The following is a 24,327-nucleotide window of genomic DNA, read 5'->3' as shown; positions in this document are numbered from 1 at the left end:
TACGGCCCGTGCCCCGAGCGGCCCGGGGTGCCCGACCGCAGGATGGGATCATGCCGAACCCTCCCCACCTGCGCGTCGCTGCCCTGACCGTCTCCGCCGTCCTGCTGTCCACCCTGCTGGCGGGCTGCGGCGACGACTCCGAGGACCAGGACGTCACAGCTCAGAAGCTGAGCTGGAAGGACTGCCCGGCACCGAACGCGGCGGAGGGCGGTGGTGACGCCCCGTCACCTCTGCCGAACGGCGACAAGTGGCAGTGCGCCACCCTGAAGGCGCCGCTCGACTGGGACGAGCCCAAGGGCGACAAGATCGGGCTCGCGCTGATCCGGGCGAAGGCCAGCGGCGACGAGAGCAAGCGGATCGGCTCCCTGATCTTCAACTTCGGCGGCCCCGGCGGCTCGGGCGTCACCACGCTGCCCGCCTTCGGCGAGGACTACACGAAACTGCGCACCCGCTACGACCTGGTGAGCTTCGACCCGCGCGGGGTGGGCCGCAGCGAACCCGTGGAATGCCTCAACGACCTTCAGCTCGACGCGTACTTCCAGCAGGACGCGACACCCGACGACGCGGCCGAGCGCACCAAGCTCCTGGACAACACCAAGGAGTTCAACGCCGCCTGTGAGGACAACTCCGAGAAGATGCTCTCCCATGTGCGCACCACCGACGCGGCCCGCGACATGGACCTGATGCGCCAGATTCTCGGCGACGAACAACTGCACTACTTCGGCATCTCCTACGGCACCGAACTCGGCGGCGTCTACGCCCACCTGTTCCCGAAGAAGGTGGGCCGCGCCGTCTTCGACGCGGTCGTCGACCCGACCGAGGACTCGGAGCAGGGCTCCCTCGGGCAGACCAAGGGCTTCCAGCTCGCGCTCGACAACTTCGCCGAGCACTGTGTGTCGCAGACCGAGGACTGCCCGGTCGGCGACAGCGCACAGGACGTCAAGGCCCGTATCGCCAAGCTGCTGAAAGACCTCGACAGCACACCGATCCCCGGCGCCGGCCTGCGCAGGCTGACCCAGACCGCGGCAACCAGCGGGATCGCCCAGTCGCTGTACTCGCAGGACTTCTGGGAGTACCTCACCGACGGCCTGGAGCAGGCGTACGACGGGGACGGCCGGGTGCTGATGCTGCTGGCCGACTCCATGAACGGGCGCAACGAGGACGGCGAGTACAGCAACCTCAGCGCGGCCAACATCGCCATCAACTGCGCCGACGACAAGCCCCGTTACACCGAGGACTACGTGGAACGGAAGCTCCCCGAGTTCCGGTCCGCCTCCCCGATCTTCGGCGACTACCTGGCATGGGGCATGGTCAGCTGCACCGACTGGGCCGTCGCGGGCGCCGCCCAGCACCCCGACGTGAGCGCGGCCGGCTCGGCGCCGATCCTCGTCATCGGCAACACCGGCGACCCGGCCACCCCGTACGAGGGGGCACGGAAGATGGTGGACGCGCTGGGCGAGGGCGTGGGCGTGGAGCTGACGTACAAGGGGCAGGGGCACGGCGCGTACGACAGCAAGAACAAGTGCGTGCAGAGCGCGGTGAACGGCTATCTGCTGGACGGGAAGGTACCGACGGCGGGGACGGTCTGCTCCTGACGCGAGGATTCCGGAAAATCAGCAGGTCAGAGCGTTATCCACAGGCATGCGCAGCTGTGATGCGGGCCGCCTACCATGGCATGACCGCCATCCGCGGCACAGTGCGGACGGCCTGCAAGGGGGGACTGCGATGACGCGTTTCGTACGGTGGACGGCCCTGGCCGCCGCCGCGGCACTGCTGGTGGGGGGCTGCAGCGGCGGCTCGTCCGACGACGAGGGCGACGAGGGGACGAACACGTCCACTCCGTCGTCGGGTGCCTCCGACACCGAGGCGGCCGCCGCGCTGCCGTCCTCGCTGACCTCTCAGCAGCTCGACTGGGAGGGCTGCAAGGGCACGGCGGACTCCCCCGCGCCGAGCAGCGAATGGCAGTGCGCGACGCTCAAGGTGCCGCTGGACTGGGCGAAGCCGGAGGGCAGGACGATCGGTCTGGCACTGATCCGCGCCAAGGCCCGCGGCGACAAGAGCGAGCGCCTCGGCTCGCTGCTGTTCAACTTCGGCGGCCCGGGCGGCTCGGGCGTGTCCATGATGCCGCTGTACGGCGCGACAGTCTCCACCCTTCGCGAGCGGTACGACCTGGTGAGCTGGGACCCGCGCGGGGTCGCCGAGAGCGAGGGCGTGCGCTGTCGCAGCGACGAGGAGATCCAGTCCGCCGAGAGCGTGGACGCGACACCGGACACCGCGACTGAGGAAGCGGCGTACTTCAAGGACGCCGCCACCTTCGGCACGGGCTGCGAGAAGGCCGCCGGTGCACTGCTGGCGCACGTCTCGACCACCGACTCCGCACGCGACATGGACCTCATGCGCCAGGTGCTGGGCGACACGAAGATGCACTACTTCGGCATCTCCTACGGCACCGAACTCGGCGGCGTCTACGCCCACCTGTTCCCGAAGAACGTCGGACGGCAGGTCCTCGACGCGGTCGTCGACCCGAGCGCCGACACGGTGGGCCACGCGGAGAACCAGACCCGGGGCTTCCAGCGGGCGCTCGACGACTACCTGAAGTCGACCGGCCAGGACCCCGAGCAGGGCACGCGGAAGATCGCCGACCTGCTGAAGGAGCTCGACGCGAACCCGCTGCCGACCGGCTCCGACCGGAAGCTGACACAGACGCTCGCGGTCACCGGCATCGTGCTTCCCCTGTACAGCAAGGCCAGCTGGCCCACCCTGACCAGCGCGCTGGAGGCCGCGGAACAGGGCGACGGCTCGGAGCTGCTGACACTCGCCGACGGCTACAACGAGCGGGACACCGCGGGGCACTACGGCACGACGACCCACTCGCAACGGGTCATATCGTGCTTGGACGACAAGCAGCGGCCGACCGCCGCGGAGACGAAGAGGCTGCTGCCGACGTTCGAGAAGCTCTCGCCCGTCTTCGGTGCCTTCCTGGGCTGGGACACGGCCGGCTGGTGCCACGACTGGCCGGTGACCGGACAGTGGGACACCCCCGAGGTGAGCGCTCCCGGTGCGCCGCCGGTCCTCGTGGTCGGCAACACCGGCGACCCGGCGACGCCCTACGAGGGCGCCCGGAAGATGGCGGACGAACTGGGCAAGGACGTCGGCGTGGTGCTCACCTGGAAGGGCGAGGGGCACGGGGCGTACGGCAGCGGGAGCGACTGCGTCGACTCCACGGTGAACGCGTATCTGCTCAAGGGCACCGTGCCGAAGGACGGCAAGGTCTGCTCATGACGACGGCGGGGGTTCCACACACCCGTGGTGCGTGCAACCCCCGCCGATCGCAGCAGGTCCGGTCAGTACACCGGCTTGTCCGGCTCGATCTGGTGGACCCAGCCGATCACGCCGCCGCCGACGTGCACGGCGTCCGCGAAGCCCGCGGACTTCAGCACGGCGAGGACTTCCGCACTGCGGACACCCGTCTTGCAGTGCAGGACGATCTTCTTGTCCTGCGGGAGGCTCTCCAGGGCGGTGCCCATGAGGAACTCGTTCTTCGGGATCAGCTTGGCGCCCGGGATGGAGACGATCTCGTACTCGTTGATCTCGCGGACGTCGATGATCTCGATGTTCTCGCCGTCGTCGATCCACTCCTTGAGCTGCTTGGGAGTGATCGTCGAGCCGGCGGCCGCCTCCTGGGCCTCCTCGGAGACGACGCCGCAGAAGGCCTCGTAGTCGATGAGCTCGGTGACGGTCGGGTTCTCGCCGCAGACCGCGCAGTTCGGGTCCTTGCGGACCTTGACCTGGCGGTACTGCATCTCCAGGGCGTCGTAGATCATCAGGCGGCCGAGGAGCGGCTCGCCGATGCCCGCGAGGAGCTTGATGGCCTCGTTGACCTGGATGGAGCCGATGGACGCGCAGAGCACACCCAGGACGCCGCCCTCGGCGCAGGAGGGGACCATGCCCGGCGGCGGGGGCTCCGGGTAGAGGCAGCGGTAGCACGGGCCGTGCTCGGCCCAGAAGACCGAGGCCTGGCCGTCGAAGCGGTAGATCGAACCCCACACGTACGGCTTGTTCAGCAGCACGGCCGCGTCGTTGACCAGGTAGCGGGTCGCGAAGTTGTCGGTGCCGTCGACGATCAGGTCGTACTGGCTGAAGATGTCCATCACGTTCTCGGCCTCGAGCCGCTCTTCGTGGAGGATCACGTTCACGTACGGGTTGATGCCGAGGACGGAGTCACGGGCGGACTCGGCCTTGGAGCGGCCGATGTCGGCCTGGCTGTGGATGATCTGGCGCTGCAGGTTCGACTCGTCGACCTCGTCGAACTCCACGATGCCGAGCGTGCCCACGCCCGCCGCGGCCAGGTACATCAGCGCCGGCGAGCCCAGGCCGCCGGCGCCCACACACAGCACCTTGGCGTTCTTCAGCCGCTTCTGCCCGTCCATCCCGACATCGGGGATGATCAGGTGGCGGGAGTACCTGCGGACCTCGTCTACGGTGAGCTCGGAAGCGGGCTCGACCAGGGGTGGCAGCGACACGGGGACTCCGTTGGTCGGTCAATCACTACAGTTGTTCTCCCCGTAACACTGCCATGGCCTTCTTCATTCCGAGACACCTGTTCCGATCCGCGAGACGATTTCGTCCCAGTAGCCGGGCATCGCCTCCCAGGGATCGGTGCGGCCGCCCCGGTCCGTGCGGTCCGTGAAGTAGATGGTCGAGGCGCCCTGCCAACGGGCGATGCGCAGCGCCTCGTCGAGATGGCCGCCCGGCACCCCGTGGACGAGATGGCAGAAGCGCTCGGGCGGATGGTCGGCGGTCCACTCGGCCACCTGCGACCAGCGGTAGTCGCTCCACGGGCCGGAGAAGGTGACCAACTGGTCGGCGCTCTCCGCGTAGCCGGGGTGCGGATGGGTGCCATGGCCGAGGACGACATGGGCGTCGTCGCGGATCGCGCGGAGCGTGGTGACCGTGCGGCGGATCTCGGGGAGCGCGGCGCGTTCGGTCGGGCAGCGGTCGAGGAGGAAGCCGTCGGCCTTGTACCAGTCGATGTAGCGGTGCGCGTCGGAGATCATCTCGCCGAAGCCGCGCGCTCCGTATGTCGCGTCGATGTGGCCGAGGACCCGGACGCCCGCGTTGCGCAGCCGGCCGGCCGCCTCCAGACAGTGCGGATCGGGGCGACTGCCGGGGCCGTCTGCGACATTGAGGACGACCCAGTGCACGGGGGTGCCGGGGCGGGTGAGTTCGGCCCATTCGGCGGGGGCGACGAGGGGGTGGGCGAAGCCGGGGACACCGAGGCCGGTATGGAGTTCAGTGCCGGACGTGAGCTTCTTCGTGCTGGTCAGATGCGGCATGCCGCCTCCATCCAGATGTCGGCGAGGGACTCTTCGAGGTTGATCCGGGGGCGCCAGCCGAGCCGGTCGCGTGCGGTGCGCACATCGGCCTGCTGCCAGCTGCCGCAGCCGTCCGGGTACGGGTACGCGGCCGGAGCGCCATGGTCCGGTTCGGAGCGGGGGTGGCCGATGGTTGCCCTGAGCGGGCCGGGAGGTCCGTCGAGTTCGTGGAGGGCGCCCCCGTACCCGGCCACGCGGGCCAGGACGGCGGCGGCGTCACGGAGGCGGACGGCACGGCCGGAGCCGATGTTGATGACGCCCTGCGCGGCGGAGAGGCTGGCGGCGTGGACGGCGCGGGCGACGTCGCGGACATCGATGAAGTCCCGTTGGGCGCCCAGGCCGCCGAGCTTGAGTTCGCCGTCACCGGACTGCATGGCGCGGCGCATGGCCTCGGCGAGGCGGCCGAGCGGGGATCCTGCGGGGGTGCCGGGGCCTGCCGGTGAGAAGACGCGGAGCACGACCGCGTCCAGGCCGGACCCCAGGACCAGTTCGGTGGCGGCGAGTTTGCTGACGCCGTACGGGCCGCCGGGGCGGGGGACGGCGTCCTCGGCGGTGGAGGAGCCGGGCTGGCTCGGGCCGTACTCGGCGCCGCAGCCGATCTGGACCAGCCGTGCCCCGCAGCCGCTGCGGCGCAGGGCCTCGCAGACGGTGGCCACGGCGACGGTGTTGTGGCGGGCGAGTTCACGGGCGCCGCCGCGGGTGGCGCCCGCGCAGTTGATGACCACGCCGGGATGGACCGCGTCGAGGAAGCGGGTGAGTGCTCCGGGACTGCCGGACGCGAGGTCGAAGCGGACATCGGCGTCGTCGCCGCGGCCGAGGGCGGTGAGCTGGACGGCCGGGTCGGCGAGCAGGCGGTCGGCGACGAAGCGGCCGAGGTAGCCGTTGGCTCCGATCATCAGGACCCTCATCGTGCGGCTCCCGTCGCCGGGTCTTCGGGTCGGGAGGTGTTCATGTGGTGCTCTCCTGTCAGAACGGTGGGCCGCCGAAGGTGGGGCGAGATGCCTGCGACGGCCTGCTGGTGTGAGTGGGGACGCGCGGGGCGCCGTACTGCTTCGTCGTGCGTCGTCGGGTTCGTGCCCCGTTGCCTCACCACTGCTGGTCCGTGGGGGCGTGGGCCGAGGCCCTCGTCAGCCGGCGGGCCGCGTGCAGCAGGAGGGTGAGCGCTCCTGCCGCGCAGGCGAGCGTCGGGACGCCGCCCGGGTCCCATGCCGCGGCGAGTGACTCGATCGGGGCGCCCAGGAAGTCGCAGCCCGGGAGGCGGGCGGTGAAGACCGAGGCGATGGCGGTCAGCTCTGTCATGGCCGTGGCGGTCAGGACGAGTGCCGGGGCGTGGGTGAAGCCGTGGGTGGTGAGGAGACGGGACAGGAAGAGGAGGGCGCCCAGGGTGAGGGTCTGGGCGTAGCGGGCGGGTTCGCCCAGGACTGCCGAGGTCGGGATCAGCAGGGCCGTCAGGGCGCACAGGTACAGGACGAACACGCCGAACAACAGCGGCAGTACGGAGGCGGTGAAGTCCTCCAGGCCCCGGCTGAGCGTGAGTTTGCGGCGGGCTCGGGTGGTGAAAAGACGGGCGGTCCAGGCCGCGGGGGCGCAGGACAGGGTGAGAGCCAGGACGGGGGCGGTCGTCAGTGGCCAGGGGCCGTCGGGGGTGCCGGTGGGGAGGGTGTCGGGGCCGCCGGTGACGGCTGCTTGGAGCAGGCCGTCGCCCAGGAGGGCGTAGGCGATCAGCCAGCAGGTCAGGGTGAGGATGCGGGGTGGTGAGTGGTGGGTGGTGCTCAGGGGGCCGCGGGTGAGTGCCGCGCGCAGCGACAGAGCCACGGCGAGCGTGCCCACGACGGCCACGGTCAGACGGGGCTGACCGTCGGTGAGGCGGAGGCCGGCCACTGTCGCGGCGCACAGGGCGCCCGGCAGGAGGGTGAGCAGGATCCAGTCGGCGCTTGCTCGGGGGGCGTCGGGTGGGATGGCGGGTGAGGGGGGCTCGCCGTCTCTCGACACGCGCGCGTACATCTCCTCCGCGAGGGAGAAGACGTCCCGGTGGCGGAAGCGGGTCGCGGTGCGGTCGGTGACGCCGTGTGCCTCCAGGCCTGCCGCGATCTCCAGGGGATCCACGGCCCGTTCGCACAGCTCGCGATGGCGGTGGATCAGGGCCTTCACGGGGTCCGCGGCGGCGCGGCGGGGGGCAGGCGGCTGTCTGCGGGCCGCGGGTGCCTCGGGACCGCGGGGGGTCGTCCCGTCCTCTTCTGCGGTGACTACGGCGGTTTCGGTGCCGTCGGCGTCAACACCCTGCCCTTCGTCGCCGTCCCCCGCCAGCCACTCCTCCGACCGTGCGTCCCACGGGCCGGGGCCGGCCGGGGTGCCGGGACGGTCCAGTTCGCCGAGGTCGCTCATCGCGCTCCCTCCGTGGCGGGCAACGGGGTGTTGGCGCGTACCGGAGGGCCTGCCGCCCAGCCGGGGCCGCCGCGGGCCACGACCCGGGCTCCGGAGTCCGTCCAGCGGCCGGGCAGGTGGGCCTCGGCGGGGACGGCGAACGGAAGCGGCTCTCCAGTGGTGTCGTCGAGGACGACCCGGCGGACCGGGTGTCGCGAGACGATCTCCAGGTAAATGCCGTGAAATGCCGTGATGTTCTGTTCGACGGTGAACAGCTCGAGCGCCCGCGCGCGTGCCGCGGCGCCCAGGCGCTCACGGCGCTCGGGGTCGCGCAACAGGGTCACGCACGCCTCGGCGAGCGCCCGTGGATTGCGCGGGGGGACGACGAGTCCGGTGCCGCCGATGGCCTCCACCACCGCACCCACGTCCGTGGACACGGTCGCGCGGCCGCAGAACATGGCCTCCACCAGGCTGATCGGAAAACCCTCGACGACGCTGGACAGGACGGTCACGGCGCCCGACGCGTACGCGTCGGCGAGGGCCGGGACCTCCGGGCCGCCGATCTCCCCGAAGGAGACCGGGTTGTCGCCGACGGCGTGCAGTCCGTCCGCCTCGTCCGGGAAGAGCTGCGCGGCCAGCGCCTTGCAGTGGCCGAGGTAGGCCGCGCCCTCGGGACCTGCGGCCACTCCGATGATGCGCAGTCGGGTCTTCGGCTCCTCCTTGCGGATCTCCGCGAAGGCGTGCAGGAGGGAGATGAGGTCCTTGGTCGGTTCGATACGGCCGACCCAGACCAGGGTGTCGGGATCCGCGCACTCCGGGGACTCGCCGACCTCCGCGAAGCGGGCGGCGTCCATACCCGGATAGACCGTGCGGATCTTGTCGCGGTCGGCGCCGCAGCGCTCCTGCCAGCGGCGGGCGTGTGTGTTGCCCGCGGTGACGAGCGCGGCGCGGCCGTAGATCTCGGCGGCGAGCCGGCTGTGGAAGGCGGCGAGCAGCGACCGCACCGACGGCGAGGCGTCCGTGGCGGACAGGTAGTGCGTCCGCAACCGCACCCCGTACTCGGTCACCAGCAGGGGGACGTCGGAGAAATGGCGGGCGAGCAGTCCGGGCAGAGCGGCCGGGCCGCCGGAGGCCGCGTGGCACAGGTCGACCGAGCCGAGCCCGTCGTCCTCGTACCAGTCGAGGGACAGGGGGCGCAGTGCGCGTTCCAGGTGTGCGGCCACGGCGAGCAGATCGGGTACGCGCGCCTCGCGGGCCGTGCGTGCGGCGCCCGGCGCACGCACGGCGTGCTCGAGGGCGCGTACGGCGGTCTCGGAGCGCAGCGCCCCCACCAGCCCGCCCTCGTCGCGGGCCAGTTCGGCGAGACCGTACAGCGCGCTGCCGAAACGGTCCGCCTCAAGGGCCGACGGCTCTTCGGAGGGGCCCGCGCAGAGTACGGCCGCCAACTCGCCGTAGCACTCGGCGAACCGCCGGCGCGCACGGCGCCCGTACCCGACGCCGTCGTCCTCGGCCGTCCACAGGGGCGCCGTACGCACTCGGCTGACCTGCGAGGGAAGCGGGACCCAGCCCTCGTCCTCCTGGCGCTCGCTGCGGCTGAGCGCGTAGATGTCGAACTCGTGCTGCCCGAGCCCGCGCACGAGCCGGTCGCACCAGAGCCTGGCGTCACCGCTCACATACGGATAGCCACCCTCCGTAAGCAGTCCGATGCGCACGAGCGCACCCCCGATCTCCCGTATGGGGAGCCGCCGTTGGTCCGGCGGCTCGCAGCGGGACGAACGTATGCGGACATGACGGTGGCGCGACGGACGGTTGTCCATCGCGCCACCAAAAGGGGTGAACGGTCGTAACTTTCCCGTGCGGGCCGCGTTTGATCGCGCTAAGAGATCAAGCAGTTACGTTACGTCAGGCAACGGCCAGTTCCCTGCGTGCCGCTCTGCGGCGCGCGGCCACCTCGGGATCGAGCGCCGGTACGGCGGCCAGGAGCTGCTTGGTGTACGGGTCCCGGGGGTTGTCGTACACCTCGTCGGCGGGCCCCGACTCGACGATCCGGCCGCGGCGCATCACCGCGACCCGGTCACTGACCTGCCGTACCACGGCGAGGTCGTGGGCGACGAAGACGAGCGCGAGCCCGAGTTCGCGCTGCAACTCGCCGAGCAGAGCGACCACCTGGGCCTGAGTCGTCACGTCGAGCGCGGAGACCGGCTCGTCGCACACGATGATGCGCGGGTCGGCCGCGAGCGCCCGCGCGATGCCCACGCGCTGGCGCTGTCCGCCGCTGAACTCGTGCGGATAGCGGTCGTAGTGCGCCCCTTCGAGCCCCACGCGCTCCAGCAGTTCCCGAACGCGCCCCTTGATGCGCATCTCGTCCTTCTCGCCACGCGCACGTAGCGGGTCGGCGATCGACTCGCCCACGCTGCGGCGGGGGTTGAGGGAGGAGACGGGATCCTGGAAGACCATCTGCACGTCGGGGCGCACCCCGCCGCCCGGCTTGATCTCCCCCGCCGTCGGCTCCAGCAGCCCGACCAGCATGCGCCCGAGCGTCGTCTTGCCGCTGCCGCTCTCACCGACGATGCCGAGGGTCTCCCCGCGGCGGATCGTCAGCGACACGTCGTCCACGGCGACGAACGCCCGCTTGCCGCGGCCGAACTCGCGGCGGAGGCCGTGCGCTTCGAGGACGACGTCGGTGGGCTGCGCAGGCGTCTCCGCGGCGGCCTTCGGCGGCGCCGCGGAGGACAGCTCCGGCGGTTCGCGGTCCGCGTCGGAGTGTGGCCCGGCGGCCGTCGGCGAGGATCCGCCCGAGGCGGTGCCGGGCGCGCTCGACGACTTCGCGGGGCGGTCGGGTGACGGCACGGCGGCTGCCGTCGGGACTGCCCGCGAGGTGCCCTCCGGCGCCTGCGACCCGGCGTCCGACGCACCTGGCGCGACATCCGCCCCCGCAGCCCGTACTCCCGCCACCGCACGCCGCCGCACGTCCACCCGCGGCACCGCCCCCAACAGCTCCCGCGTATACGCCTGCGAAGGCTCCCCCAGCACATCCCCCACCGCCCCGTGCTCGACGACGCGCCCGTGCCGCATCACCAGCACCTCGTCGACGCTCTCGGCCGCCACGCCCACGTCGTGCGTGACGAGCAGCAGCCCCATGCCGGTCTCCTCGCGCAGCGTGTGCAGCAGGTCGAGGATCTGGGCCTGGACGGTGACGTCGAGGGCGGTGGTCGGCTCGTCGGCGATCAGGAGGTCCGGCTCGCAGGCCAGCGCCATGGCGATGAGCGCGCGCTGGCGCATGCCGCCGCTGAACTCGTGCGGACGGGACCGGGACCGGCGCGGTGAGTCCGCAATTCCCACCCTGTCCAGCACCTCCACCCCACGCGCACGTGCGGCTCGGCGCGACACGCGCGCGTGCACGCGATACACCTCGGCGATCTGGTCGCCGATCGCGTAGTACGGGTCGAGGGACGACAGCGGGTCCTGGAAGACCATCGCGGCCTTCCCGCCCCGCAGCCGCCGCAGCGCCTCGTCCGACGCCGCCGGTACGTCGATGCCGGCGACCTCGATCGCACCGCCGACCTTCGCGCCCGTGCCGCGATGCAGCCCCAGCAGGGCGGACGCGACCGTGGACTTGCCGGAGCCCGACTCACCGACCAGGGCGAGGGCGGCGCCCTTTTCCAGGCGGAAGGAGAGCCCGTCGACGGCCCGCAGCTCGCCGAACTCGACCTTCAGATCCCTGACGTCCACCAGACTCATGCGAGCACCACCCGTCGGTCGGCCACGGCGTACAGCACGTCCGCGACGGCGTTGGCGACGACCACGAAGAAGCCGATGATCAGGACCATGCCGACCACGACCGGCAGGTCGACCACACTGACGGCACGGACGAGCTCCTGACCGATGCCCGGCAGTCCGAAGAGCGTCTCGGTGAGCACCGCGCCGCCGACCGCGCTGCCGAAGTTGTTGGCGTTGAGCGCGATGACCGGCGCGAGCGCCCCGCGCAACGCGTGCCGCCCGATGATCGACCGCTCCCCCACGCCGTACGCGCGGAAGGTGCGGATGTGGTCCTCGGCGAGCGTCTCCAGCATCGACGCGCGCGTGAGGCGGGCGAACGCGGCCGCCTCGATGAGGGCCAGCGACAGCCAGGGCAGCAGCAGGTTCCACGCCCACTGTTCGGGGTCGTCGGTGAAGTTCACGTACTGCGGGAACGGCAGCAGTTGCAGCTGCCCGCAGACGACGATCATCAGGACCAGGCCGATGACGAAGACCGGCGTGGCCACGCCCGCGAGCGTGATGCCGGTCAGCACGCGCTCGGTGAGCCGGCCGCGTCGCCACGCGGACAGCACGCCGGTGCCGACGCCGAGGATCAGCCAGAGCACCATCGCGCCGAACACCAGCGACAGGCTGACCGGCAGCTTGGCCAGGATCAGCTGGGTGACCTGCTGGTCGCTCTGGTACGACAGCCCGAGGCAGGGCGCCGAGCAGTGCTCCACGGACGTGCCGGTCGAGTAGTCCTGGCCGGCGACCAGGCCCTGCAGGAAGTGCCAGTACTGCGTGTACAGCGGGTCGTTCAGGTGCAGTTGGTCGGCGACCTGCTGGACCTGGGCGGGCGAGCAGCGCGGGCCGCAGGTGATCTGGGCGACGTTGCCGGGGGTGACGTAGAAGACGACGTAGACGATCACCGAGATGGCGAACAGGGTGACCAGGGCGCCCAGCAGGCGGCGCAGCACGAAGCCGGTGAAGCCGCTCATGCCTTGGCCTCCCTCTTGCGGCCCGTTCCGACGCGCAGACGTGAGGCCGCGCGCGGGTCGAGCGCCGTGCGGACGCCGTCGCCGAGGACGGTGAGGGCCAGCACGGTCACGAAGAGCGCGCCCGCGGGCAGCAGCAGGTACTGCGGGGCCGCCTGGTACCAGACGTCGGCGGCGGTCAGCATCTGTCCCCACGACGGCGTCGGGGGCTTCACTCCGACACCGAGGAAGGACAGCGCGGCCTCGACGGTGATGTTGATCGGGACGAGGAGCGCCGCATACGTGATGACCGGCGCGGCGAGGCCGGGCAGCAGTTCCCGGCGGGCGATCCGCCAGGTGCTCCAGCCGCTGAGCCGGGCCGCTGAGACATAGTCGAGCCCTTTGAGGGTGAGCGTCTGTGCGCGCGTGATCTTCGCGATGGTGCCCCAGCCGATGAGGCCGATGACGAGGGCGACCAGGACGGGCCGCGGGAAGTCCGACGGCACGATCGAGAGCAGCGCCAACGCCATGATCATGAGGGGCAGGGCGACGATGATGTCGGCGAGCCGGCTCAACAGTTGATCAACCCATTGACTGCCGAGAGCGGCCGTCACACCCACCACGACGCCGATCAACACCTGCACGACGGTCGCGGCCAGCGCGACACCCAGGGAGACGCGAGCCCCGTAGACGAGCCGCGCGAACATGTCGCGCCCGGTCTGCGGTTCGACGCCGAGCCAGTGGTCGCCGCTGACGCCCCCGAAGGAGCCGACGGGCACGCCACCGCGCGCGGAGTCGACCAGTGAGGGGTGGTAGGTGGTCGGGTCCTGGCCTTCGAGGGCGGTCAGCAGCGGCGCCGCGAGCGCGACCAGGACGAGCAGCGCGACGACGGCCGCCGCGACGAGGGCGGCGCGCTGCGTCCGCAGCCGCCGCCAGAACTGACGGGCCCCCGAGGCCCCCGAGACGGACGCCTCGGGGGCCTGGGTGGCGACAAGTGCCTCGCTCACGGCGCTACTTCACCGCGACCTGCGAGATGTCCAGCACACCGGTCCAGTCGCTGATCACGACATTCTTGATGTCCTGGCCCACCAGACGCTTGTAGACGGGGTGGAACAGCGGCACGGTCAGCGCCTGCTCACCGATCTTCTTGTCCAGCGCACCCCACCGCTTGGCGGCAGCGTCAAGGTCGGTCAACTTGTTGATCGAGTCAATCTCGGCATTGACCGACTTGTCGTTCAACAGGCCCGTGTTGAAGTTCGCGCCGTCCTTCACGATCTGTCGACCATCGAAGATCGGTGCGAGGAAGGGGCCGCCGGAGGGCCAGTCGGCACCCCAGTGGGCGAGGAAGAAGCCGGGCTCGGCCTTGACGCTGTGGATCTTGTCCTTGTAGTCGTTCTCCTCCAGGCCCCGCAGCTTGACCGTGATGCCGGCCTTCTTGAGCGCGTCCTGGACCGCGGTCGCGATCTCCGGGCTGGTCTCGAAGTCCTTGGAGTTGGAGTGGGTCAGCGTGATGGTCAGCCCGTTCGCGTACCCGGCCTCCTTCAGCAGCTCCTTTGCCTTCGCCGCGTCGCCGGCGTCGCCCGCCGGGAACAGGTCGTAGGGCTCGTAGCCGAAGGACTTCTGGTTCGGCAGGAAGGTGGTGGCGGCCTCGGCGAGGGAGGATCCACCTGCCGCGTTGACCACCGAGGAGCGATCAATGGCGTACGAGATCGCCTGTCGCACCTTGACGTTGTCGAACGGCTTGACCGTCGGGTTGAACGCTATGTAGTTGGTGTAGCCGAAGTGCCCGGTGCCGACGCGAGCAGCGAGCTCCTTGTCGCCCGTCACCTTGGCGAGCTCGGCCGGCCCGAGGTTGGTGTCCGTGGTGACCGCGGTCGAGTCCGCCCCCTGGGACGCGGACAGCCGCTGGTTGATCACGGAGGAGTCGAGCCCGGACCGTACGTCGACCTTGTCCGGGTAGGCCTTGCGCTCGGCGTCCGTCGAGGTGGACCAGTACGTGTTGCGCTCCAGGACGAGGTGCTCACCGTCGTTCTCGTTCTTGACGACCTTGTAGGGGCCCGACGAGATCGGGTGCTCCTCGTACTTCGTCCCGGTGTCCTGGGCCTTCGGCACCGGCGTGAACTGCGTCTGCGTGGCCAGGTACGGGAACTCGCCCTCGGGCTTGTTCAGATGGAAGACGATGGTCCGGTCGTCCGGCGTCTCGATCGCGTCGAGCCCGCCCTTGTCCTTGTACGGCCCCTGGTAGTCGGCTGCGCCGACCAGCCAGTCCCGCAGATAGGGGGCGCCACCGGAGAGTTCGGGCGCGAAGGACCGCTCGATGCCGTACTTGATGTCGGCGGACGTGATCGCGGTGCCGTCCTCGTACTTCAGGCCCGTCTTCAGGGTGTACGTCCACACGGTCGCGTCCTTGCTGGGGCGCCCGGTGTCGGTCGCGAGGTCCGGGACGACCTCGGCGCCGGCCTCACCGCTCTCGCGGTTGCGGGTGGTGAGGGTACGGAAGACCAGGGACGGGACGTTGCCGCCGCCGGAGGTGTAGAGGCGGGCGGGGTCGAAGTCCTGCTGCGGGTCGGAATTCAGGACCGTCAGGGTGCCGCCCTTGTGGGGCGTGGAGTCACCACCGGAGCCCTTGGCATCGTTGTCGTCCGGCCCGCAGGCGGCGGCGCCCGCTGCCAGAACCAGGCTTACGGACACCGCGGCCACGCGGCGCGCTATGACGGACGGTTGACGCATCGGAGACGACCTCTCGAATGGTGAGACAGGCAGACAAGGAGTGAGACAGAAGTGAACAGAGGTCTGCCCGGGCGTCAGGTCGTCGAAAAACCGTGACCAGGTCACGGGAAAGGAAGAAGATCGCGACGCGAACGCCCGAGGGCGGACGTCAGCGACAGTGAATGTCGGCCACGCACAGTGCGGTCACACCGATGAGCGCCAGCTCGATGGCGGCGCGAACGGAGGCGTGACAGGGCGACATGCGCAGCAATATGTATGACTTTCCTGCGCATGTCAACGCGACCCGAGAGGCGCCCGTCAACTCCCGGGGTAGGCCCAGGGGTTGGCCTTGCACGTGATTCCGTCGTGGTTCAGGAACTTGGTCTGCTGCTGCATGACCGGGGCGAGTTCGCCGTTCTTGTCGCAGGTCACGTGGTGGTTGCCGAGCCGATGACCGACCTCGTGATTGATCAGCATCTGCCGATAGGCGTGAATTTGATCACCGTAGGTCTTGGACCCCTGAGCCCACCGATAGGCATTGATCATCACGCGCTCGGTGGAAGCCGAATCACAGGACACGTTGTCCACGGTGGTGTCCAGACCGGACTTCGCACACCACTTCGCGGTCGTCCCCGGACTGGCGAGGGTGATCACGAAATCGGGCTTGCCGGAGTAGATGCGCTCGAAGGTGCGGGCACCGTTGTGGGCCCAGCTCCGGTCGTCGTTGAGCGTCTTCTGCACGGCCTGGGCGAACAGCTCGCCGTCGAGCCCGAGCCCCCGCTCGACATCCACGCGATAGGTGAACTTCTGTCCCGTGCCGGGCGCCTTGTCGATGCCCTTGACCGCGTCGAACTTCCCCGACCCTTCGAGCTTCGCGTCGAGGGCGTACCGCCGGCCCATCTTCTGCTCGTACGTCAGCGCCACACCCGGCGACGAGGACGGCGCCGGCCGCCCGTCCGAGCGCGAAGCCGAATCCCGGGCGTCCCGCGCCTGGTCGGTGGCCGACTGCGACCGTACGCTGTCGTCGTCCCGCCCGTCGGTGACCTGACCTGCGACGACGATGGCCAGCACGGTGGTGACGGCGGCCGCCGCGATGCCGGTGAAGGCCCGCCCCTTGCCGCCCCTCTGCTGCGTGGGCTCACCGGTGGGCGGCTCGTCGTCGTCGACGTCGGTACGGGGCTGCGGCACGCTCTGCCAGTCGGTGACGGAGGCGTACGGGTCGGCCGGTCCCTGAGGAGCACGGGGCGCAAAGACGTCCTGGTCCCCGAAGGCGTCGAGATACTCCTGCCGAGGGCTCGCAGGCCCCGTCTGCCGGGACCCTCCGGGAGGCGCCTGCCGCTGCCTCGGTATCGCGACACCGGGCGCACCAGTCATGCCGTGGGCCCCCAACTCACCCCATGCACCGCCAGTTTCCCGCTGCTCGGGGTGACCGCCACGGACCCGGGGGGTGCCGTGCGCGGGGGTGCCGTCGGAGAACCTGGGCGTGCCGTGGGCAGGGGTGCCGTCGGAAAAGCGGGGCATGCCATGGGCGGGAGTGCCGTCGGGAAGACGCGGCACACCCCGCGCAGGCGTACCGTCGGCGAACCTCGGCACACCGTGAGCCGGCGTCCCGTCAGCCAAGCGCGGAACCCCTCGTGCAGGCGTCCCGCCCCCGAATCGCGGCACCCCCTGCGCGGGCGTCCCGTCCGGCATCCGCCGAACCCCTCGCGGAGCCTCCCGGTAGACCGGATCCCCGTACACCGAGGGCCCGCCCGGCGCCGGCATCCCCTGCTGCGGCGGAGCGCCCTGCGGCGGACGTACGGCTCCTTGGCGAGGCGAGGGACCCTGGGGCCCCGGAGCGCCCCCGGCCTGCCGGCCATCTCGTTCTGCGGTTATGTCCGCGGGGTCACTCTTGGGAGCAGGCCCGCGGCGGCGACTGTGTCGTCCCACCCCGCCCCTCAGCTCCCCGCGCTCGCGGCCTCGGCCGCACTGTCGGACGCACCGGCACTCACAGACGCCTCATCACCGGACGCGCCCGCAGACCCGCCCCCGTCGCCGGAACTCCCCGTGTCCGCAAGGAACTCCCGGAACGCCCGGGACACCGTGTCCGGATACTCCATCATCGCCACATGCCCCGCCTCCGGCAGGCTCAGCAGCCGCGAATCACGGAAGGACCGGGCCGCCTTCCGGGCCATGCGATAGCCGACGAGCTGGTCGCGACCGCCGTAGACGAGCAGGGTCGGTGCGAGGACCCGCTCGGCCTGGCGCCACAGCGCATGCTGCCCACCGAGGGTGTACGCGTTGACCAGCCCGCGCGCGGACCGTGTCATCGCGTCCCAGAAATACGGGAGTTGCTGCCGTCGCTCCATCTCCTCGACGGCATGCCGGAACCCCTCCGGTGAGACCCGCGTGGGATCGCCGTAGCAGAGCGCCGTGACGCCGCGGACGCGCTGCTCGGCCGTCCAGTCACGGCTGAGCCGGGTGAACAGCGCGGCCACGCCCGGCACCGCGAGGAGCGCGGTGGGCACCGCGCTGCGCTGCACGCGGATCTCGGGGAGCGCCGGCGACACGAGCGTCAGCGTCCGCACGAGGTCGGGGCGGACCGCGGCCACGCGCGTGGAGACCGCGCCGCCGAGGGAGTTGCCGAAGAGGTGTACCGGGCCGCGGCCGGAAGCGTCCAGGAAACGAATCACCGCACGCGCGTGTGCGGTGATCGAGTAGTCGCCGTCGTCCGGCGGCGGCGAGTCCCCGAAACCGGGCAGGTCGACGGCCTCACCGTCGAGAACACTCTCGAGCTCCAGCATCAGCGCCGACCAGTTCTGCGAGGAACCGCCGAGGCCGTGGACGTAGAGCGCGGGCGGCAGGCCCTCGCGCGCGGGCGGTCTCGAACGCACCGACAGCGTGATCCCCGGCAACCCCACCGACCTGAGCCGCTCGCCCTCCGCCACCCTGACGGGCGTCACCTTCGGGAGCACATTGGCGGCCGGTACGGACGGCAACTCGGTCGAAGACATGCGGCAATGTTACGAGACGATCACGCAGTGGTTCATGTGTTCGCCGTCACAGAGACCACGCACATCGCATAGCGTCCGGATCGTGTGTCTCCTAGGCTCGTATGCAGGGCACCCGCATGTGGCCCCCTGCACCAGTCAGGGACGTTCTAGGAAGGGAGCCCGCAATGGCCTACGACCCCAGCGACCCCGACACCTTCGAGGACAGCGGCGGTGACGTCGAGCTCGACGTCGAGGCCCCCGAGGGCGACGCCGCCGAGCAGCAGACGGCCGTCTCCCAGAACCGCGACGACCCACTGACCGGCGTCGATACGGGTGAGGCCGACGAGGCCGACCTCATCGAACAGGCCCGCGTCGTACAGATCGACGAGGAGGACTATCGGTGACACCCCGGGCTCCCTCACCGAGCAGGAGCGCGACAGGCGCTGCCCGCTAAGTACCGCTTTGAAACCTTCGCGGGGCTTTCACCACCGTCCGGTACGTGAAATTCTGCGCTCGCACCGCGCACACCACGGTTACCGAAAAGTACGATGGCGGCGCGGCGCACACCGCAAGTGGACGACTTATGGGAGGCGGCGTGACAGCCATCGAGCAGACAGAGGCGGCACGCCCTCGAGGTACGCGCCTGCCGCGCCGTGCCCGACGGAACCAGCTGCTGGGCGCCGCACAGGAAGTCTTCGTGGCGCAGGGCTACCACTCGGCCGCGATGGACGACATCGCCGAGCGCGCCGGAGTCAGCAAGCCGGTGCTCTACCAGCACTTCCCGGGCAAGCTCGACCTCTATCTCGCCCTGCTGGACCAGCACTGCGAGTCCCTGATCCAGTCCGTACGGCACGCGCTCGCGTCGACGAGCGACAACAAGCAGCGCGTACGGGCGACCATGGACGCCTACTTCGCTTACGTCGAGGACGACGGCGGCGCCTTCCGCCTGGTCTTCGAATCGGACCTGACGAACGAGCCCGCGGTGCGCGAGCGCGTCGACAAGGTCACGAACGAGTGCGCGGAGGCGATCTCCGAGGTCATCGCCGAGGACACCGGCCTCTCGCCGGCGGAGTCGATGCTGCTGGCCTCCGGTCTGGGTGGCCTCGCACAGGTCGTGGCCCGCTCCTGGCTGCACAGCGACCGCAGCGTGCCGCGCGATCAGGCGGTTCAGCTGCTGGCGTCCCTGGCGTGGCGGGGCATCGCCGGTTTCCCGCTGCACGGCATCGATCACCACTGACCCGACACTTTGTTCCCGCCCGCTGTTCGCTCCTGGCGTTCTTGCGCGGAGCGTGAACGTCCCCTCACCGGGCTAATGTGTGCTGGGTACGGCGCGCAAGGTCGCGCACTTCACTGACCGTCGGAGGGACATAGCCGTGGAGGTCAAGATCGGCGTGCAGCACGCGCCCCGCGAGATCGTTCTGGAGAGCGGTCAGAGTGCCGAGGAGGTCGAGCGCGTGGTGGCCGAGGCACTCGCCGGAAAGTCGCAGCTGCTGAGCCTCACGGACGAGCACGGCCGCAAGATCCTGGTCCCGGCGGAGCGCCTGGCCTACGTGGAACTCGGCGAGCCGGCCCCGCGCAAGGTGGGCTTCGGCGCGCTGTAGACGGACGCATACGACAAGGGCCCGGCGACGTGAAGTCGCCGGGCCCTTCTCGTCGTACGAGCAAAGCTCCGCAAGATTTTTTCTCCACATATGGAGCACAAGTCACCCACAGAGGAGGATTGCATTCCGCAGGTCACGGGTAGGACGGGCTACGACCGCAATGCGCAGCGTGACCGTGTGGGAGGGACCCCAAATGATGTTGCTGGAAACGCTCGGCTCCGCACTGCTCGGTCTCGTCCTGGCCGCGGTGGCAGCTCACCGGCTGGCCCACCGCCTGCCCACCCGCTCCCTGGTGCTGGCGACGGGCGTCGCCGGAGCACTGTTCGGCGCCTTCGTCACACACAGCGCCCTGGGCTCGGGCAGCATCCTGCTGAACCTCATCGGCGCGGTGGTCGTCTCGGCCGCGTCCCTCTCGCTCCTGCTCCGCCCTGCGGGAAGACTCCGCCGTAGGTCGGCACCGGCGTAAGGCCTGAAATTCTCCCGACGCCGACTTCCCAACGCCCTTGAGGGGAGCGCCCCTCAGGGTCGCGGGGAACTGCGCGACCAGCCCTCGCAACCGGCAGTCGCGCAACAACCCAAGCCACCCCCCGCGGAGCGCTACGCCGCCAACCCCAGCGCAGCCATACGCTTGGTGTGCGCCTCGGTGATCCGCGAGAACATCCGCCCGACCTCGGCCAGATCGAACCCGTCGGCGACCCCACCCACGAGCATCGTCGACAGCGCGTCCCGGTCCGCGACGACCCGCTGCGACTGCGACAGAGCCTCTCCCATGAGACGCCGCGCCCACAGAGCGAGACGCCCACCCACCCGCGGATCGGCATCGATGGCCGCCCGCACCTTCTCCACGGCGAACCCGGCATGCCCGGTGTCGTCCAGCACCGCCAGGACCAGCTCGCGCGTGTCCGAGTCCAACCGCGCCGCGACCTCCCGATAGAAGTCACTGGCGATCGAGTCACCGACATACGCCTTGACGAGCCCCTCCAGCCAGTCCGAGGGCGCCGTCTGCCGGTGGAAGCCGTCCAGCGCGGCGACGAACGGCTCCATGGCCTCCGTCGGCTCCGCACCGATCTCGGTCAGCCGGTCGCGCAGCTTCTCGTAGTGGTGGAACTCCGCCGACGCCATCTTGGCCAGCTCCGCCTTGTCCGCGAGCGTCGGCGCCAGCTTGGCATCCTCCGCGAGCCGCTCGAACGCCGCCAGCTCCCCGTACGCGAGCGCGCCGAGCAGGTCCACGACAGCGGCCCGGTACTGCGGTTCGGCGGAGGCCTTCGCCCAGTCCTGGGCGGCGACTCCGGTGGGTTCGGGAGAAGCGTCGGAGGTGTTGTCAGGCGTCGTCATGAAGCGCACAATAGCCCGCTCCCCGCGCGGCGGAAGTCCCTGGTGAAGCAGTGTGACGACGACTACGTGACCAAATCGGCCATCGCATGTGCGCGTTTCCGGGGTATGGTGGTAATGCGCCTGCTGAGTACGCACGTCTATGAGGACCGCGTATTTCGACGGGCCGCACGTATGAGGATGCCCGGTCGGTGGCCCCGGTCGGCTCCGACCTGACAGCTCTCCTTGGCCGTACGGCACTGTGCGTACGGCATCCGGAGGGACCCTCAGCGGTTCGAGCGCTTGAGCGTCGGCAGAGGTCCCGTGCCATTACGGCTAGCCCCGTAAGGCAGTCGACGTCCCCAGCACGGTCCTAGACGACCCCCGAGCTCGCCTCGCACCGCGCACACAGAAGAGGCAAAACCCTGACTACGACGTTCAGAGATCTCGGAATCCTTGCCGAGACCGCCGAAGCCCTCGAGGCCGTCGGCATCATCAACCCCTTCCCCATCCAGGAGATGACGCTCCCCGTCGCCCTTTCCGGCTCGGACGTCATCGGCCAGGCCAAGACCGGCACCGGCAAGACGCTGGGCTTCGGCCTCCCGCTCCTCGAGCGCGTCACCGTCCCCGCCGATGTCGAGGCCGGCCGCGCGAAGCCCGAGGACCTCACCGACGCCCCGCAGGCCCTCGTCGTCGTCCCCACGCGCGAGCTGTGCCAGCAGGTCACCAACGACCTGCTGACCGCGGGCAAGGTCCGTAACGTACGCGTTCTCGCCATCTACGGCGGCCGGGCGTACGAGCCGCAGGTCGAGGCCCTCAAGAAGGGCGTCGACGTGATCGTCGGCACCCCGGGCCGACTGCTGGACCTCGCGGGCCAGAAGAAGCTCAGCCTCAAGCACATCAAGGCACTCGTCCTCGACGAGGCCGACGAGATGCTCGACCTGGGCTTCCTGCCCGACGTCGAGAAGATCATCAACCTGCTGCCGGCCCGCCGTCAGACGATGCTGTTCTCGGCGACCATGCCGGGCGCGGTCATCGGTCTCGCGCGCCGCTACATGTCGCAGCCCACGCACATCCGCGCCACCGCGCCGGACGACGAGGGCCAGACGGTGCGCAACACCGCGCAGTTCGTCTACCGCGCGCACAACATGGACAAGCCCGAGATGGTCGCGCGCATACTGCAGTCCGACGGCCGGGGACTGGCCATGGTCTTCTGCCGTACGAAGCGCACGGCGGCCGATCTCGCCGACCAGCTCCAGCAGCGCGGTTTCGCCTCCGGCGCGGTCCACGGCGACCTCGGCCAGGGCGCGCGTGAGCAGGCGCTGCGGGCCTTCCGCAACGGCAAGGTGGACGTCCTCGTCTGCACCGACGTCGCCGCCCGCGGTATCGACGTCGAGGGCGTGACCCACGTCATCAACTACCAGTCCCCCGAGGACGAGAAGACGTACCTGCACCGCATCGGCCGTACCGGCCGCGCGGGCGCCAAGGGCATCGCGATCACCCTCGTCGACTGGGACGACATCCCGCGCTGGCAGCTCATCAACAAGGCGCTGGAGCTCAACTTCAACGACCCGCCGGAGACGTACTCCACCTCCCCGCACTTCTACGAGGAGATGAACATCCCCGCGGGCACCAAGGGTGTCCTGCCGCGTGCCGATCGCACCCGCGCGGGCCTCGCCGCGGAGGAGGTCGAGGACCTGGGCGAGACCGGTGCCCGTGGTGGCCGCGGTCGCGGTGACCGGGGCGACCGAGGTGGCCGCGGTGGCCGGGACGAGGCCCGTTCCGCCGACCGTGAGCGTCCGGCCCGTACGCCGCGCCGTCGCCGTCGTACCCGCAACGGCACACCGCTGGACGGGGCCGCCGCACCGGTGGGCACGACCGCGCCGGAGGAGAGCGCGGTGACCGAGGACGCGTCCGCGCCCCGCACCCCGCGTCGCCGTCGCCGCACCCGTAACGGAGCCGCCTCGCTGGAGTCGGTGCCGGCCACGGCCACGACGTCCGAGGCCGCGGAGGTCGCCGTCGACACGGCCGAGGCCACGGAGACCAGGTCGCGCCGCCGTCGTAGCCGCAGGCCGGAGACCGCCGCCGTCGAGACGCCGGTCACCGTCGAGGTCCCGGAGGTCGTCGCCGAGGTCAAGGAGCCCGAGGCGCCCGTCGCCGAGGCCACCGAGACGAAGCCTCGCCGCCGGACCCGCAAGGCCGCGGAGACGGTCGCCGTCGAGACGCCGGCCGTCGTCGAGGTCGCGGAGGCCGAGGCCCCCGTCGCCGCGCCGCGTCGCCGTACGCGCAAGACAGCCGCCGCCGCGGAGACCGCGGTGGACACGGCGGAGGGCACGGAGGCCAAGCCGCGCCGCACCCGCAAGGCCGCTGCCGCTCCCGAGGCCGCCGTCGACACCGCCGAGGCCGTGGAGACCAAGCCGCGCCGCACGCGGAAGACGGCCGCCACCGCCGAGACCGTGGTCGACACGGCCGAGGCCGCCGAGGCCAAGCCCCGGACCCGCCGCACCCGCAAGGTCGCCGAGACCGCCGCGGCTGTCGCCGAGATCCCGGCGCAGGCCGCGGAGGAGCCGGAGACCAAGCCGCGCCGTACGCGCAAGACGGCCGCCGCCGCGGAGACCGCGGTGGACACGGCGGAGGGCACGGAGACCAAGCCGCGCCGCACTCGCAAGACGGCCGCGGCCGCCGAGACCGCGGTCGACGCGGCCGAGGCCCCCGCCGCCGCGCCGCGCCGCCGTACGCGCAAGGTCGCCGAGACCGCCGAGGCAGTGGTCGACACCGCCGAGGCCACGGAGGCCAAGCCCCGGACCCGCCGCACCCGCAAGGTCGCCGAGACCGTCGAAGCCGCTGCGGCTCCGGAGGTCACCGAGGCCAAGCCGCGTCGCACCCGCAAGGCAACGGCCGCCGCCGAGACCGCCGCCGACACGGCGGAGGGCACGGAGACCAAGCCGCGCCGCACTCGCAAGGCGACCGCCGCCACGGAGACGACCGAGGCCAAGCCGGCTCGCACGCGGAAGACGGCCGTGGCCGCCGACATCCCGGCCCAGGCCGCCGCGGAGCCGGAGGCCAAGCCGCGCCGCCGTACCCGCAAGGTCACGGCCGCCGCGGAGTCCACGGAAAGCTGACCGCTCACCCGAAGGCCCGGCCCACGTCACGTGGGCCGGGCCTTCGGCGTTTCCGGCCCCCTCCTGGAGAGCCAGCCCGGCTCACACACCCACATGCCCCCTCGCCCCGGGGCAGCGAGACCGCCGCCTCACGAACCCGCCTCACATGAACCGCGGCCTGC

Annotated in this window: 20 protein-coding genes; 7 read left to right on the top strand and 13 right to left on the bottom strand. The window is 70.8% G+C overall.

Translation table 11 applies throughout. The features are described from left to right. Positions 1 to 50 precede the first annotated feature (50 nt). Both TN53_RS31845 and TN53_RS31840 read left to right on the top strand, forming a co-directional pair. Positions 51 to 1,595 carry an alpha/beta hydrolase gene (locus tag TN53_RS31845; protein ID WP_046262214.1) on the top strand — a complete coding sequence of 515 codons (1,545 nt, stop codon included), beginning with the start codon at positions 51 to 53 and terminating at the stop codon, positions 1,593 to 1,595. 130 nt (positions 1,596 to 1,725) lie between these two features. Further along, a complete protein-coding gene (locus tag TN53_RS31840) occupies positions 1,726 to 3,282 on the top strand; it encodes an alpha/beta hydrolase (RefSeq protein ID WP_046262213.1) in 1,557 nt (518 codons plus the stop codon). A 62-nt stretch (positions 3,283 to 3,344) separates the two neighbouring features. Here TN53_RS31840 and moeZ read toward each other — a convergent pair whose 3' ends face one another. From moeZ to TN53_RS31785, 12 genes are all read right to left on the bottom strand, one after another. Then, positions 3,345 to 4,523, bottom strand: coding sequence for an adenylyltransferase/sulfurtransferase MoeZ (moeZ, locus tag TN53_RS31835; protein WP_046262212.1), 1,179 nt, complete (start codon positions 4,521 to 4,523; stop codon positions 3,345 to 3,347). A gap of 63 nt (positions 4,524 to 4,586) precedes the next feature. Then, a complete protein-coding gene (locus tag TN53_RS31830; protein WP_046262211.1) occupies positions 4,587 to 5,336 on the bottom strand; it encodes a spherulation-specific family 4 protein in 750 nt (249 codons plus the stop codon). Next, positions 5,324 to 6,283, bottom strand: a complete 960-nt coding sequence (locus tag TN53_RS31825) for an NAD-dependent epimerase/dehydratase family protein (RefSeq protein WP_046262210.1) — start codon at positions 6,281 to 6,283, stop codon at positions 5,324 to 5,326. The genes TN53_RS31830 and TN53_RS31825 overlap by 13 nt, the downstream gene beginning before the upstream one ends. Before the next feature lie 178 nt (positions 6,284 to 6,461). Next, positions 6,462 to 7,760 carry a hypothetical protein gene (locus TN53_RS31820; RefSeq protein WP_046262209.1) on the bottom strand — a complete coding sequence of 433 codons (1,299 nt, stop codon included), beginning with the start codon at positions 7,758 to 7,760 and terminating at the stop codon, positions 6,462 to 6,464. Beyond that, on the bottom strand, positions 7,757 to 9,451 hold the full coding sequence (locus TN53_RS31815) for a DUF3492 domain-containing protein (protein WP_046262228.1): 1,695 nt from the start codon (positions 9,449 to 9,451) through the stop codon (positions 7,757 to 7,759). The genes TN53_RS31820 and TN53_RS31815 overlap by 4 nt, the downstream gene beginning before the upstream one ends. 190 nt (positions 9,452 to 9,641) lie before the next feature. After that, a complete protein-coding gene (locus tag TN53_RS31810; protein WP_046262208.1) occupies positions 9,642 to 11,480 on the bottom strand; it encodes a dipeptide ABC transporter ATP-binding protein in 1,839 nt (612 codons plus the stop codon). Further along, positions 11,477 to 12,475, bottom strand: a complete 999-nt coding sequence (locus TN53_RS31805; RefSeq protein WP_046262207.1) for an ABC transporter permease — start codon at positions 12,473 to 12,475, stop codon at positions 11,477 to 11,479. Before TN53_RS31805 ends, TN53_RS31810 begins: the two co-directional genes overlap by 4 nt. Continuing rightward, a complete protein-coding gene (locus TN53_RS31800; RefSeq protein WP_046262206.1) occupies positions 12,472 to 13,458 on the bottom strand; it encodes an ABC transporter permease in 987 nt (328 codons plus the stop codon). The genes TN53_RS31805 and TN53_RS31800 overlap by 4 nt, the downstream gene beginning before the upstream one ends. A 4-nt stretch (positions 13,459 to 13,462) precedes the next feature. Next, a complete protein-coding gene (locus TN53_RS31795) occupies positions 13,463 to 15,181 on the bottom strand; it encodes an ABC transporter substrate-binding protein (RefSeq protein WP_046262205.1) in 1,719 nt (572 codons plus the stop codon). A 148-nt stretch (positions 15,182 to 15,329) separates the two neighbouring features. Then, positions 15,330 to 15,422 carry an Ms4533A family Cys-rich leader peptide gene (locus TN53_RS49375; protein WP_324609637.1) on the bottom strand — a complete coding sequence of 31 codons (93 nt, stop codon included), beginning with the start codon at positions 15,420 to 15,422 and terminating at the stop codon, positions 15,330 to 15,332. 56 nt (positions 15,423 to 15,478) lie between these two features. Further along, on the bottom strand, positions 15,479 to 17,089 hold the full coding sequence (locus TN53_RS31790; RefSeq protein ID WP_046262204.1) for a DUF3152 domain-containing protein: 1,611 nt from the start codon (positions 17,087 to 17,089) through the stop codon (positions 15,479 to 15,481). Between the two features lie 8 nt (positions 17,090 to 17,097). Beyond that, the gene (locus TN53_RS31785; RefSeq protein WP_046262203.1) at positions 17,098 to 18,153 is read right to left on the bottom strand and encodes an alpha/beta fold hydrolase; all 1,056 of its coding nucleotides are present in this window, start codon (positions 18,151 to 18,153) and stop codon (positions 17,098 to 17,100) included. A 164-nt stretch (positions 18,154 to 18,317) separates the two neighbouring features. Between TN53_RS31785 and TN53_RS31780 the strand changes: the two genes are divergently transcribed. The 4 genes from TN53_RS31780 (at position 18,318) to TN53_RS31765 (ending at position 20,199) form a co-directional block, all read left to right on the top strand. Further along, a complete protein-coding gene (locus TN53_RS31780) occupies positions 18,318 to 18,536 on the top strand; it encodes a hypothetical protein (RefSeq protein ID WP_046262202.1) in 219 nt (72 codons plus the stop codon). Between the two features lie 191 nt (positions 18,537 to 18,727). Beyond that, positions 18,728 to 19,369 (top strand): TetR/AcrR family transcriptional regulator, encoded by a 642-nt coding sequence (locus TN53_RS31775; protein WP_046262227.1) that lies wholly within the window; start codon positions 18,728 to 18,730, stop codon positions 19,367 to 19,369. 136 nt (positions 19,370 to 19,505) lie between these two features. Beyond that, on the top strand, positions 19,506 to 19,733 hold the full coding sequence (locus TN53_RS31770) for a DUF3107 domain-containing protein (protein WP_046262201.1): 228 nt from the start codon (positions 19,506 to 19,508) through the stop codon (positions 19,731 to 19,733). 196 nt (positions 19,734 to 19,929) lie between these two features. Next, on the top strand, positions 19,930 to 20,199 hold the full coding sequence (locus TN53_RS31765) for a hypothetical protein (protein WP_046262226.1): 270 nt from the start codon (positions 19,930 to 19,932) through the stop codon (positions 20,197 to 20,199). 131 nt (positions 20,200 to 20,330) lie between these two features. Here the strand turns inward: TN53_RS31765 and TN53_RS31760 are convergent, their stop codons facing one another. After that, a complete protein-coding gene (locus TN53_RS31760; protein ID WP_199924680.1) occupies positions 20,331 to 21,068 on the bottom strand; it encodes a ferritin-like fold-containing protein in 738 nt (245 codons plus the stop codon). A gap of 494 nt (positions 21,069 to 21,562) precedes the next feature. Between TN53_RS31760 and TN53_RS31755 the strand changes: the two genes are divergently transcribed. Then, positions 21,563 to 24,166: a DEAD/DEAH box helicase gene (locus TN53_RS31755; protein ID WP_046262199.1), complete on the top strand. Its 2,604-nt coding sequence runs from the start codon at positions 21,563 to 21,565 to the stop codon at positions 24,164 to 24,166. Positions 24,167 to 24,327 lie beyond the last annotated feature (161 nt).

The sequence above is a fragment of the Streptomyces sp. WM6386 genome, from assembly GCF_000972385.1.
In the GTDB taxonomy this organism is placed as follows: Bacteria; Actinomycetota; Actinomycetes; order Streptomycetales; family Streptomycetaceae; genus Streptomyces.
This window is presented reverse-complemented; position numbering and strand designations above follow the sequence as displayed.